We start from the raw sequence: 12,421 nt of genomic DNA on the forward strand, positions 1-12,421 counted from the left end.
ATGCGCCATGCCTGTTTCATCACTGTAGGACCGGCTCGATTCCGCATCGGCAGCGACTGGCGCGCGCCGATCGATGAGCTGCGTGCGCTCTATGCCGATTACCCTCTGGATGAGGTGGTGCCCGATTTCACCGTGCGGCTGCAGGCAACATCGGCGCTGCGCCGTTACGTCCGCCCGCAGGTCGCCATTGCGGGCGATTTCACGCTGCCCGATGCGCTGCCATTGCCGCTGGAACAGGGCCTGCTCGCGGCGGAAATGGCGATGAACCTGCAGATGGCGCTGGGCTGGCGGCGGCATCTGCTGCTGCATGCGAGTGCCGTTTCACGCCAAGGCCGGGCTGTCGTGATGACCGGGCTGTCGGGCGCGGGCAAGTCTACTTTGTCCGCGCTGCTGGCCGAACGCGGCTGGCGCTTTCTGGGCGACGAATTCGTCCTGCTCGATCCTGATAGCGGCAATATCGCGCCATTCCCGCGCCCGGTGAGCCTGAAGAACCAGGCGATCGCCGCGATGGAGCGCGAGGTCGATGACGAGACGCGCTTCGGCCCGGTGCTGCGCGATACGCCCAAGGGCACCATCCGCCACCTGCGCCCGCGCACCGAATGGATCGAGCAGATGGCACGCGAGACGCGGCCTGGCCTGCTGCTCTTCCCGCGCTTCGGCTTTCCGCGCGCGGTGCGCCGCATGGACGAGGCGGAGAGCTTCGTGCGCCTGACACAGGCCTCGACCAATTATGTCGCTTTGGGCGAACGCGGCTTCGATGCGCTGACCCAGTTCGTGCGCTCGGTCCCCGCCTGTGCGATCGACTATGCCACCGGCGATGAGGGCGTCGAGCTGGTCGAACGGCTCTGGTCCGAACAGGGGGCCAAATGGGGGGACAGGGCGGCGGCATGATCGACGGCTGGTCGGTTGCGCGCGCGCTGACCGATCCCGCATCGGTCGCCCGGCTGGATGCCGCCGGCTGGACACGGCTGCTCTCGGCCGCCCGGGCGCTGTCGCTGATCGGGACGCTGGCCGAGATCATGGCTGACCAGCCGCTCCCCTATCCGGCAGCGCGCGTGCTTGCCGATGTGCGCCTGTCGAACGCGGCGGGGCTGCGCCAGGCCTTATGGGAAGCCGAATGCGCGCAGATGGCGCTGGCCGGGTACCCGGGCCGCGTGGTGCTGCTCAAGGGCACCGCCTTCGCCGCCGCCGGGCTGGATGCCGCCATCGGGCGGTCGATCGGCGATCTCGACATTCTCGTCGCGCGCGAGGGGCTCGATCAGGTCGAGGCATTGCTGCTCGCTTCGGGCTGGGAATGGGTCAAGCCCGATCCCTATGACGATGCCTATTACCGGCAATGGATGCACGAGCTGCCGCCGCTGATCCATGCGGAGCGCGACCGGATGATCGACGTGCACCACACCATCCTGCCGCTGACCGCCGGGCCGAAGCCCGATGCCGCGGCGCTGATCGCCGATGCGCGAGAGGTGCCGTCGGGTCTGTACGTGCTCTCACCTGCAGACATGATCTGCCATGCCGCCGCGCATCTTATCGCCGATGGCGACCTGTCGGGGGGCATGCGCAACCTGTGGGACATCGACCGGCTGGTGCGGCAGTTCAGCAGCGAAGATCCGGACTTTGGCGACGCGCTCGAGGAGCGGGCGGGCCTGCACCAGTTGACCGCGCCCGTGGCGCGTGCGCTGCGTCTGGCACACCGGTTGTTCGACACTCCGGCAATCTGGCCGATCCGCCCGGGCGTTGCCGACGCGCTCTTCCTGCGCCGGATCACCGCGGTCGATGGCTGGGGCCGCAAGACGCGCAAGCTCACGCGCCAGGGCTTCTACATCCGCTCGCACCTGCTGCGCATGCCGCCGGCGATGCTCGCCCGGCATCTGTGGACCAAATGGCGCAAGGGGCACCGGGGCTAGGGTGTCAGACGACGTCCCATGCTGATCCGGGGCTCCTGCGCATAGCCAAGCCGCGCATAAAAGGCCGCCACCGCTTCGTTGGTGTCGCGCACCTGCAGGTTGACCTTGCTGCACCCCAGGGCCTGCAATGCCTGCTCTGCGGTCCGCACCAGGCGGCTGCCCAGGCCTCCGCGCTGCGCTAAGGGCAGCACCGCGACCGAGTAGAGCCAGCCCCGATGGCCGTCATAGCCCGCCATGATGCTGCCGACGATCCTGGCTTCATCCTCCGCAACCCAGAACAGATCGGGTTGGAACGCCAGCTTCTGCGGGATTGCGACCGCAGCGCGGTTGTGCGGCGGGTCGTCGGGGAAACAGGCGGTCCACAGTGCATCGACCCCGTCGAAGTCGGCAAGCTGAAAGCGCCGGATGGTTACAGGCACGCAATCCGTTCCAGCGTCGGGATGAACTCGTCATAATGGTCGATGATCGCATCGGCGCCCAGTTCGTCCACCGGCTGATGCAGGAAGCCGAAGCTGACCGCGACGCACGGGATGCCCGCATTGTGCGCCGCCATCACGTCATAGATGCTGTCGCCGATGAAAGCTGCCGGAGTCGCTCCCGGCTCGCCACCACAGCGGCGGATCATCTCGTCGATCGGCGCGCGATCTGGCTTGGACTTGCCCTTGCCCATGGTGTCGCCCCCGATGACGCAGGCGAAGCGGTCGATCAGCCCGACCTCGGTCAGCAGCTTGACCGCGAACCGCTCGTACTTGTTGGTGACGATGGTCATTTTCACGCCCATCGCGTCGAAGCGCGCCATGGCATCGAGCAGGCCCGGATAGGGCGGCGAGCCGCTGCCCAAATTCTCGCCATAATGGTCGAGCAGGATCGGCAGATATTCGCGCAGCGCCTCAGGGTCGCTGTTGCCCGCGCGCTCCAGTCCGACCTGCAGCATGTGCTTGGCACCCAGGCCCACCATCGGCTTGATCTCTTCCTGGGTCAGCGGAGGCAAGCCGGCGAGACCCAGCGTGTGATTGACCGAAACGGTCAGTTCGGGGCTGGTGTCGAGCAGCGTGCCATCGAGATCAAAGCCAATGATTTGGTAGGGAAAGTCTGTCATGGGGCAGTGCATCGCCCGAAAAAGGTGGCGGATGCAAGCAGTTCGTGCCAAGGGTAAACACGATCTGCTTTGGGAAACGCGGAGAACGTTACGAAATGGCTGAGCAGCCGCTGGCAGCAATCATTCTGGCAGCGGGCCAGGGAACGCGCATGAAATCGGAGCTGCACAAGGTGCTCCATCCGATAGCAGGGCAACCCATGCTGCATCATCTGCTGGACAGCCTGGAGGCGGCGGGGGCCGCTCGCCAGGTGGTCGTGGTGGGTGCGCGTCGCGAACAGGTGGAGGCCTCGGTCGCGCCGCGCGGAGTCGATATCGCGCACCAGGCGGAACAGCTTGGTACGGCGCATGCAGCTTTGCAGGCCAAGGATGCGCTTGCCGGGTTCGATGGCATCGCGATCGTCTGTTTCGGCGACACGCCGTTTCTGCGCCCCGAAACCGTCGCCCGGCTGAGAGACCGGCTGCTCGCCGATGACGCCCCGCGCGTGGCCGTGCTGGGCTTCGTGCCCGATGATGCCAAGGCCTATGGCCGGATCATCGCCGATGACACCGGTGCGATCTCAAAGATGGTCGAGTTCAAGGACGCGACCGATGCCGAGCGCGCAGTCAAGCTGTGCAATTCGGGCGTCACCGCCGTGCGTACCGCCGATCTGTGGCTGCTGCTCGAGCGCGTCGGCAACGACAATGCGGCGGGCGAATATTATCTGCCCGATATCATCATGCTCGCGCTGGCCGATGGCGACAAGGCGGTGGTGGTCGAGACCGATCCCGACGAGCTGATCGGCATCAACAGCCGCGCCGAACTGGCGGAAGCCGAGCGCATCTGGCAGGTGCGCCGCCGATTGCTGGCCATGACCGATGGTGCCACGCTGATTGCGCCCGAGACCGTGTGGTTCGCGCACGACACGGTGCTGGGCCGCGATGTCGTGATCGAGCCCAATGTCGTGTTCGGGTCCGGCGTCACCATTGCCGACAATGTCGTGATCCACGCCTTCAGCCATATCGAGGGGGCGACCATCGCCAGCGGTTGTTCGGTCGGCCCGTTCGCGCGGCTCCGCCCCGGTGCGGACATGCGCGAAGGCGCCAAGGTCGGCAATTTCGTCGAGATGAAAAAGGCGGTGCTGGGGCCGGGGGCCAAGGCCAACCATCTCACCTATCTGGGCGATGCCACTGTGGGCGCGAATGCCAATATCGGCGCGGGCACGATCACCTGCAATTACGACGGCTATTTCAAGTACCAGACCGTGATCGGCGAGAACGCGTTCATCGGATCGAACAGCGCGCTGATTGCCCCGGTGAAGATCGGCCGCGATGCAATCGTGGCAGCGGGGAGCGCCGTCAGCCGCGACGTCGCCGATGGCGAGCTTCGCCTGGTGCGCGCCGAACAGCTGGTCAAGCCCGGTTGGGCCGACCGTTTCCACGACGCGATGCGCAAGAAGAAGCGCGAGGGCCGGTGAAGCTGTGGCCCTTGACATGATATCATGATATGATATCATTATATCACTATGCCCCGCATCCTCGCCGATCTCCCCGAAGACGACATTAAATGGCTTGACCAGCTTGCGGCCTCGCAAGGCAAGTCACGGGCGCAGGTCTTGCGTGAGGCGGTGGCTGCCTATCGACCCGAACAGCCGCTTGACTGGATCGACCAAGGGTTCGGCGCATGGAAAGATCGCGACGACATTGGCGATGCAGTTGAATGGCAAAGACGCGAGCGAGCCTCGGCCACGAGGCCTTGGGATTTTGATTACCCTGAAGTGCGCGCTGAATTTCCTGACCTTTTCGATGCAGAGGATGACCGGGAGCATGAGTTGCACAAGGCCTGGCTGGCAGAGAATGGACGTGAGCTAGGCGATGGCTGCGTTTTAACCGACAATTCTCTCGACACCCAGCAAACTGAGCGTTCAGAACAAAAAGCAAAGCGCACACGCCGTTGAGTAGCTTCACTTTCGACAGCAACATTTTGATTGATATGCTTCGGGGCATCCCGCAGGCGAGAACCGAACTCATGCGGGCTGCGGAATTTGGCAGAATTTGGGTGAGCCGCGCAGTCTGGATTGAGGTGCTTTCCAAGGGGCAAGGGGCTGGCTTGAAGCGGGCTGAGGTTCTGCTGTCAGGTTTCGGCATTGACGAGATCGATCAAGAAATCGCCGCGCGGGCTGCCTCGATGCGACGTGAGAGGGAGCGATTGAAAGCCATGGATGCCATCATTCTCTCCACCGCCCAGATTCGAGGGCGCGTCCTCGTCACACGTAATACAAGGGATTTCCCGGCCGAAATGCCGGGCATCCGCGTTCCCTACCAGCTTTGAAAGGCGTTTTGCTGCATGTGTGGTATCGTTGGAATTCTCGCCCGGCGCGACGTCGTCGATGATCTGGTCGATGGCCTGAGGCGGATGGAATATCGCGGTTATGACTCGGCTGGGGTTTGCACCGTGCACGATGGCCAGCTGGTGCGACGGCGCGCCGAGGGCAAGCTGCGCAATCTGGCCGAAGTGCTTCGCCATGATCCTGCCCCCGGCCATGTCGGCATCGCGCATACCCGCTGGGCGACGCATGGCGCGCCAACCACGGCCAATGCCCATCCGCACGCTACCGGCGAGGTCGCGCTGGTGCACAATGGGATCATCGAGAATTTCAAGTCGCTGCGCGATGCGCTGATCGCGCGCGGCCGCACCTTCGAAAGCGAGACCGATACCGAAGTCGTCGCACATCTGGTGAGCGAGCGGGTCGAGGCGGGCGACAGCCCGCAAGAGGCGGTCAAGGCGGTGTTGCCCCAGCTGCGTGGCGCATTTGCGCTTGCCATCGCGTTTCGCCAGCATCCCGATCTGCTGATCGGCGCGCGTCTGGGTTCGCCGCTGGTGCTCGGCTATGGCGAGGACGAGACCTATCTCGGCTCCGACGCGCTGGCGCTGGCGCCGCTGACTCAGCGCATCGCCTATCTGGAAGAAGGCGACTGGGTCGTTCTGACCCGCGAGGGCGCGCAGGTCTATGATGCCGACAACCAGCCGGTCGAGCGCGAGATCACGCTGTCGGGTGTGACCGGCGCGCTGATCGACAAGGGCAACCACCGCCATTTCATGCAGAAGGAGATCTTCGAGCAGCCGGTGGTCGTGGCGCAGACGCTGCAGAGCTATATCCGCTCGGTCGAGCAGCAGGTGGCGCTGCCCCAGATGGATTTCGAACTCTCGGCGATCGAGCGGGTGACGATCATCGCCTGCGGCACCGCTTCCTATGTCGGGCTGATCGGCAAATACTGGATCGAACAGCTCGCGCGCGTTCCGGTCGAGGTCGATGTCGCTTCCGAGTTCCGCTATCGCGATCCGGTGCTGAGCCCGAACATGCTGGGCGTCGTCGTCTCGCAATCGGGCGAGACGGCGGATACGCTTGCGGCGCTGCGCCACATGAAGGCGGGGGGAGTGACCACTGCGGGCATCATCAACGTGCCGACCAGCTCGATGGCGCGCGAGGTCGATCTGCTGCTGCCGACGCATGCCGGGCCGGAGATCGGCGTTGCCTCGACCAAGGCGTTCACCTGTCAGTTGGCGGTGATGGCCGCGCTCGCGGTGAATCTGGCGCGCGCCAAGGGCAGGCTCGATGCGGCCGAAGAGGCCGAGATCGTCCGTCACCTGATCGAGGCCCCGGCGGCGATCAACGCCGCGCTGGCGCACGATGCCGAGATCGAGGCGATGGCGCACACCATCGCGCAGGCGCGCGATGTGCTCTATCTGGGCCGCGGCCCGGATTATGCGCTGGCGCTGGAAGGTGCGCTCAAGCTCAAGGAAATCAGCTACATCCATGCCGAAGGCTATGCCGCCGGCGAAATGAAGCACGGCCCCATCGCGTTGATCGACGAGGCGGTGCCGATCATCGTCATCGCGCCTTCGGGTCCGCTGTTCGAGAAGACCGTGAGCAACATGCAGGAAGTGCGCGCGCGCGGCGGCAAGGTGGTGCTGATCTCTGACGCAGACGGCCTGGCCGAGGCGGGCGAAGGGTGCCTCGCCACGATCGAGATGCCCAGCGTTCACCCGCTCATCGCGCCTTTGGTCTATGCCGTGCCCGTGCAACTGCTCGCCTATCACGTCGCCGTCGCCAAGGGCACCGATGTCGATCAGCCCAGGAACCTCGCGAAATCGGTCACCGTGGAGTGACGGTGGATCGCTAGCGGCTGGCGGTGGCCGCCCAGCGCGCCATGCCCGATTCGAACGCGGTGAGCAGCCGTCGCGGTGCGCTTTCGAGCTGACGGCCGATCCGCGTGATCAGGCTGACCGTGACCGTGTCGATCGTCTCGTCGAGCGGGATGGCGAGCAGCCGCCCGTCGGAGATCTCGGGCCGGGCGGAAAATTCGGGGAGCACGGTGGTGACACTGCCCGTTGCCGCCAGATCGCGCATCGCCTGGATCGAGTTGATGACGATCGCCGGCTCCAGGAACAGCCGCTGCCGCGCCTCTGCGGTGCGCAGCAGCTGGCGGATGAGGAAATCCTCCGGCCCCAGACAGATCGGGTGCTGCACCAGATCGGCGAGCGAGACGCGTGCCATGCCTGCCAGCGGATGCGTCGGCGCGACCATGACGCGCAGCGGTTCGTCCACCGAAATGCGCACGCGGATATTCGGCTCGGCCGGGGTGTAGAGCACCAGCCCGAAATGCGCCTCGTCCGCCAGCACGCTGCGCACGATCGCGGTGGACGAGGTCACCGTGCTGAGCACCTGGACCTGCGGATGCTCGCGGTGGAACCGGTCGATCAGCTGGTTGAAGAACGGGCCGAGAAAGCCTTCGCCGACGCCCAGGCTGACCATGCCGGTGCGCGCCTCGCGCAGCTCTTCCATCCGCATCGAAAGCGATTCGCGGCTGGCCATCAGCGAACGGTAATGCTCGATCGCCAGCTCGCCCGCCTGGGTCAGCTGGATCGTGCGGCGGCCGCGCTCGAACAGCGGCATGCCATATTCGAGCTCCAGCTGCGCAACCTGGCGGCTGATCGATGAGGCGGCGACGCCCAGCCGGTCGCCTGCGGCGCGCATCGAACCGGCCATCACGGTTTCGTAGAGGTAACGCAATGCTATATCGGACATGGACCGTTCCCTAGAGCCGATGGGGCATGAAACGCTTGTCGCTTAGTGTTGCCTGATACGCAATGACAATTGGCCTGCGTTGCTATTGATGAAGCACAAGACATCGGCGCAGGGTGACGAGAACACAATTTCCTGGGGGAGTTGCCTGAGGTGGCAGACAAGCGGTCGAGAGTGAACTGGCGGGGCTATCTGCCCGCCATCGTGACGCCGTTCAGCGATGATGGCGCGCTCGATCCGCAACGGCTGGGCGCGTATCTGGAATGGCTTCTGGCCGAAGGGATGCATGGCCTAGTGATCGGCGGTACCACCGGCGAATGGACCAGCCTCTCGCCTGCCGAGCGGCGCGACCTGTTTTCGCTGGTCGGCGCGCAGATGAAGGGGCGGTTGCCGATCATTGCGGGCTGCACCAGCTTCACGCCGCAGGACAGCATCGACCTTGCCCGCCATGCCCGCGATTGTGGCTTCGATGGTATCCTGCTGACCCCGCCGCCTTATGTCCGCCCGTCGGAAGAGGAACTGTTCCGGTTCTACAAGACCGTGTCGGATGCCAATGTGCTGCCGATCTGCGTGTATAACTGGCCACCGGGCACCGGAATCGACATGCCGCCCGAGCTGCTCGCGCGGATTGCCGGGCTGGACGGCGTGGTCGCGCTCAAGCAATCGACCGGCAGGCTCGATCTTTTCGTCAAGACCTTCTTCATGTTGCGCGAAACTGTGCGTATCTTCGGTTTCGCGATGGACGAACACGGACTGACCCTGCTGAACGGCGCCGGTGGCGATGGCACGATGGGCGCGGGCGGCGTGCTGGGCCGCGACCAGCCCGATTTCTACAACCATCTCTGGGCCGGAAACCTCGATGCCGCACGCGCTTGCGGGGCGAAGGACCGGATGATCCTGGACCAGTGGTACACGCCCGATCTGGTCGGCCGGTTCGGCTCGGGCCCGGCGGTGCTCAAGGCCGCCTTTGCCGCGCTTGGCATGCCGGTGGGCGGGGTGCGTGCGCCGCTGATCGATGTCGACGCGCATGGCCGCGCCCAGGTGGAAGCGACGCTGCGCCAGGCCGGCAAGCTGTGAGCGGATGACCGCGGTCGATGTTCTCATCGTCGGCGGCGGACTGACCGGCTGCGCCACCGCCTGGCATCTGGCGGAGCGCGGGGCCAGCGTCATGCTGGTCGAGGCGGGCGAGCTCAATGGCGGTGCGTCGGGCCAGAATGCGGGCTCGCTGCATTTCCAGATCGAACGGCGCTTTCTCGAGAACGGGCCCGCGCTGGCCGAACAGGCCAGCCGCGTGCTCGCGCTCAACCGGCTCGCAATCCAGGACTGGCGCGCGCTCGATCAGCAGTTCGGCCCCGCAATGGAGATCGTCATGCATGGCGGGCTGATGGTCGCCGAGAGCGATGCCGAGGTGGCGCTGCTGGAGCGCAAGGCCGCGCGCGAGGCGGAATTCGGCGTTCCGACCCAGCTTCTCGATGGTGCAGGCGTGGCCGCGATCGCGCCCTATCTGTCGCCAGGCATCCGCGCCGCCACCTGGCTCGCCGATGAAGGCCATGCCAACCCGCGCACCATCACCCGACTGCTCGCCGCGCGCGCGATCGAAGGCGGCGCCGAGGTGCGCTCGCATACGCGGCTTGCCGATATCGGGCGATCGGCGATCGGCTTTCAGGTCACATTGGCCAGCGGCGAGGGGCGCGAGCAGGTCCGCGCCGACCGCGTGCTGCTCGCCACCGGCGCTGCGACCATGAGGACCGGCGTGCTGTTCAATCTGCACCTGCCAGTCTTCCCCGCAGGGCTGACGATGACCGCGACCGAGCGGACCGCACCGATGATCGGCCATCTGGTACAGCATGTCGGACGGCGGCTGTCGATGAAACAGGCCGAAAGCGGCAATATCCTGATCGGCGGCGGCTGGGCCTCGCGCCTGCAGCGCGGCGAGACCGGCTTCGACCTCTCGCGGCCCGCAACGATCGATCCCGAGGCGTTGCGCGCGAACCTCAAGGCGGCGGCCGATACCGTGCCGCGCGTCGCCGCGCTCAACATCATCCGCAGCTGGACCGGTATCGTCGCGCTGACGGCGGACCAGTTGCCGCTGGTGGGTGCTGTGAGCCGGGTGCCCGGCCTGTACGTCGCGGCGGGCGGATCGGGCTTCACCCTGGGGCCGACCTTCGCCCGGCTGCTCGCGGCAGAGATGGCGGGAGAGCGCGGCGGCGACGGAGAACTCGCGCTGTTCAGTCCCGACCGGTTCGATCATCTCAACGGGTTCATGGGATGAGCCACCGGATCGCCACCCACCATCCCGAGCCGATCCTCATCCGCGTCGATGGCGCGGAGGTGACCGCGCTGCCCGGCGAGATGCTCGCCTCGGCGCTGCTCGCCGCCGACCAGCCGGTGTTCCGCGCCGACCTGGAAGGCCAGGCGCGCGGCATGTTCTGCAACATGGGGACGTGCGGCGAATGTTTCGTGACGGTGGAAGCGCTGGGCCGCCCGCCGCGTCGGCTGCGTGCCTGCCTCGTTCCAGTCGAGCTCGGCATGGAGGTGTGGCGCGGATGAGCGGGATGTTCGACCTTGCTATCGTCGGTGGTGGCCCCGCCGGACAGGCAGCGGCTCAGATCGCCTGTGCCGCAGGTCTCGGCGTCGTGATGCTCGACGAGCAGCCCCGAATGGGCGGGCAGATCCTGCGTCAGCCGCCTTCGACCCTCGGCGTGCGCGACTGGCTGCCGGGCGCGACCTATGACGATCTCAAGGCACAGCTTCACCGCAGCGAGGCGCTGCCCGGGCTCGACTGGCGCGGCGGGGTTTCGGTGCTGGGGCTGTTCCGGGACGCAGACGGCTTCCAGTTGCTGGCCACGGGGCGCGACGGACGGCTGACGATTGCCGCGCGCCGGGTGCTGGTCGCGGCGGGATGCTATGACATGCCGACCGCCTTTCCCGGCTGGACATTGCCCGGCGTGATGAGCGCGGGCGGCGTGCAGGCCTTTCTCAAGAGCCAGCAGGTCGTGCCGGGCAAGCGCTTCGTGCTGGCCGGCACGCATCCGTTGCAACTGCTCGTCGCCGATCAGCTGCGCAAGGCGGGGGCGGATGTCGCAGGCGTGCATTTCGCGCAGGGCCTGGGTGCGATGGTGGGGCAGCTGCTGCGCGATCCGCTGCTGCCGCTCGGCAACTTGCGCCCGTTCCGCGATGCCGCTGCGGCCTTTGTGAACCTCAGGCGCGCGGGCGTGGCGGTGCGCTTTGGGCAGCGGCTGGTCCGCGCGATCGGCAGCGAGCGGCTCGAGGCGGCGGAATTCGCCGATGGCACCAGAATCGCCTGCGACGTGCTCGCGACCTGCTACGGCTTCCTGCCCCAGGCCGATCTGCCGCGCCAGGCGGGCTGCGCGATGCAGCGCTGCGAGCGCACGGGCGGTCTGGCGGCGGTGATCGATCGCTGGCAGCGCAGCAGCGTACAAGGCCTTAGCGCGGCGGGCGAGACCACCGGGGTGGCAGGGGCAGAGGTTGCGCTGCGCGAAGGGCGGCTGGCGGCGATCGGGATTCTTCTGGCCGATGGGTTGCTGAGCGAGAGTGAGGCCGAACGCCGTGCCGCGCCGATCCGCCGCGAACTGGCGAAACTGCAGCGCTTTGCCGATCTGCTCGCGCGCATCGCCGATCCGCGCACGGCAATCGCGGGGCTCGCCGACGATGCCACGATCCTGTGCCGCTGCGAGGATGTGACGCGCGGTGCGCTGATCCGCGCGATCCGGGCGACCGCAGGGCCCGAGGATGCGAGCGCGCTCAAGCTCGTATCGCGTGCGGGCATGGGGGTGTGCCAGGGCCGCTCGTGCGAGCATGCCGTGCGCGCGCTGCTCGCAGAACAGGGCGCGGCACCGGGCGGCGGCTTTACCGCGCGCTTCCCGGCGCGCCCGGTGGCGATTGCCGATCTGATCGACTGACCGGCGGCCAGCCGATCGCATCAGCCGATCGCGGCGGTCGCCTCGATCTCGATCAGGAAATCGGGCATGGCGAGCGCGGCGACGCCGATCAGCGTGTTGGGCGCGGGCACGCCGCCATCGTAGAACGCGCCAATCTCGGGCAGCACCACGCCCAGCTTGTCGGGGGTGTGATCGACGATATAGGTGCGTAGTCGTACGACATCCGCCGGGCTGGCGCCTGCGGCTGCGAGCACCTCTTTCAGATTGGCGAGTGCCTGGCGGGTCTGTGCGGCGAGATCGCCGGTACCCACGACATTGCAGTCCTTGTCCCAGGCGACCTGGCCGGCGCAATGGATGGTCCGGCCGCCATCCTGCACCGTCGCGTGGGAAAAGCCGAAGCCGGTGCTTTCATAGAGCGAGGGCGGGTTGAGACGGGTATTGGGCATGGCT

Annotated in this window: 14 protein-coding genes; 10 read left to right on the forward strand and 4 right to left on the reverse strand. The window is 66.5% G+C overall.

Annotation, left to right across the window (positions count from 1 at the left end):
• Both FG486_RS10420 and FG486_RS10425 read left to right on the forward strand, forming a co-directional pair.
• A complete protein-coding gene (locus tag FG486_RS10420) occupies positions 1-891 on the forward strand; it encodes an HprK-related kinase A (protein ID WP_181267967.1) in 891 nt (296 codons plus the stop codon).
• Positions 888-1,907, forward strand: a complete 1,020-nt coding sequence (locus FG486_RS10425; RefSeq protein WP_181267968.1) for a nucleotidyltransferase domain-containing protein — start codon at positions 888-890, stop codon at positions 1,905-1,907. The genes FG486_RS10420 and FG486_RS10425 overlap by 4 nt, the downstream gene beginning before the upstream one ends.
• On the opposite strand, the gene FG486_RS10430 is transcribed toward FG486_RS10425, so the two are convergent.
• Complete coding sequence (locus tag FG486_RS10430; protein WP_181267450.1) at positions 1,904-2,326, reverse strand: GNAT family acetyltransferase; 423 nt, start codon at positions 2,324-2,326, stop codon at positions 1,904-1,906. The two genes, FG486_RS10425 and FG486_RS10430, sit on opposite strands and share 4 nt — an antisense overlap.
• Entirely contained in the window at positions 2,317-3,006 is a 690-nt protein-coding gene (locus FG486_RS10435; protein WP_181267451.1) for an HAD hydrolase-like protein, read from the reverse strand. Before FG486_RS10435 ends, FG486_RS10430 begins: the two co-directional genes overlap by 10 nt.
• Positions 3,007-3,101: 95 nt before the next feature.
• Here FG486_RS10435 and glmU point away from each other — a divergent pair, with 95 nt between their 5' ends.
• The 4 genes from glmU to glmS are packed head-to-tail and all read left to right on the forward strand — an operon-like array spanning position 3,102 to position 7,153.
• Complete coding sequence (glmU, locus tag FG486_RS10440; RefSeq protein WP_181267452.1) at positions 3,102-4,460, forward strand: bifunctional UDP-N-acetylglucosamine diphosphorylase/glucosamine-1-phosphate N-acetyltransferase GlmU; 1,359 nt, start codon at positions 3,102-3,104, stop codon at positions 4,458-4,460.
• A gap of 48 nt (positions 4,461-4,508) precedes the next feature.
• The gene (locus FG486_RS10445) at positions 4,509-4,940 is read left to right on the forward strand and encodes a ribbon-helix-helix domain-containing protein (RefSeq protein ID WP_082751189.1); all 432 of its coding nucleotides are present in this window, start codon (positions 4,509-4,511) and stop codon (positions 4,938-4,940) included.
• Positions 4,937-5,314, forward strand: a complete 378-nt coding sequence (locus tag FG486_RS10450) for a type II toxin-antitoxin system VapC family toxin (protein WP_181267453.1) — start codon at positions 4,937-4,939, stop codon at positions 5,312-5,314. The genes FG486_RS10445 and FG486_RS10450 overlap by 4 nt, the downstream gene beginning before the upstream one ends.
• Before the next feature lie 15 nt (positions 5,315-5,329).
• Positions 5,330-7,153 (forward strand): glutamine--fructose-6-phosphate transaminase (isomerizing), encoded by a 1,824-nt coding sequence (gene glmS / locus FG486_RS10455; RefSeq protein WP_181267454.1) that lies wholly within the window; start codon positions 5,330-5,332, stop codon positions 7,151-7,153.
• 10 nt (positions 7,154-7,163) lie between these two features.
• Here glmS and FG486_RS10460 read toward each other — a convergent pair whose 3' ends face one another.
• Entirely contained in the window at positions 7,164-8,072 is a 909-nt protein-coding gene (locus FG486_RS10460; protein ID WP_181267455.1) for a LysR family transcriptional regulator, read from the reverse strand.
• Between the two features lie 171 nt (positions 8,073-8,243).
• Between FG486_RS10460 and FG486_RS10465 the strand changes: the two genes are divergently transcribed.
• Genes FG486_RS10465 through FG486_RS10480 form a run of 4 tightly spaced genes read left to right on the forward strand, consistent with a single transcriptional unit; the run spans position 8,244 to position 11,992 of the window.
• Positions 8,244-9,146: a dihydrodipicolinate synthase family protein gene (locus tag FG486_RS10465; RefSeq protein ID WP_338401604.1), complete on the forward strand. Its 903-nt coding sequence runs from the start codon at positions 8,244-8,246 to the stop codon at positions 9,144-9,146.
• A gap of 4 nt (positions 9,147-9,150) precedes the next feature.
• The gene (locus FG486_RS10470; RefSeq protein ID WP_181267456.1) at positions 9,151-10,341 is read left to right on the forward strand and encodes an NAD(P)/FAD-dependent oxidoreductase; all 1,191 of its coding nucleotides are present in this window, start codon (positions 9,151-9,153) and stop codon (positions 10,339-10,341) included.
• On the forward strand, positions 10,338-10,619 hold the full coding sequence (locus FG486_RS10475; RefSeq protein ID WP_181267457.1) for a (2Fe-2S)-binding protein: 282 nt from the start codon (positions 10,338-10,340) through the stop codon (positions 10,617-10,619). The genes FG486_RS10470 and FG486_RS10475 overlap by 4 nt, the downstream gene beginning before the upstream one ends.
• Positions 10,616-11,992: an FAD/NAD(P)-dependent oxidoreductase gene (locus FG486_RS10480; protein ID WP_181267458.1), complete on the forward strand. Its 1,377-nt coding sequence runs from the start codon at positions 10,616-10,618 to the stop codon at positions 11,990-11,992. The genes FG486_RS10475 and FG486_RS10480 overlap by 4 nt, the downstream gene beginning before the upstream one ends.
• 20 nt (positions 11,993-12,012) lie before the next feature.
• Here the strand turns inward: FG486_RS10480 and FG486_RS10485 are convergent, their stop codons facing one another.
• Positions 12,013-12,417, reverse strand: a complete 405-nt coding sequence (locus FG486_RS10485) for a RidA family protein (RefSeq protein WP_181267459.1) — start codon at positions 12,415-12,417, stop codon at positions 12,013-12,015.
• Between the last annotated feature and the right edge of the window lie 4 nt (positions 12,418-12,421).

The sequence above is a fragment of the Blastomonas ursincola genome (assembly GCF_013607875.1).
GTDB lineage: Bacteria > Pseudomonadota > Alphaproteobacteria > Sphingomonadales > Sphingomonadaceae > Blastomonas > Blastomonas ursincola.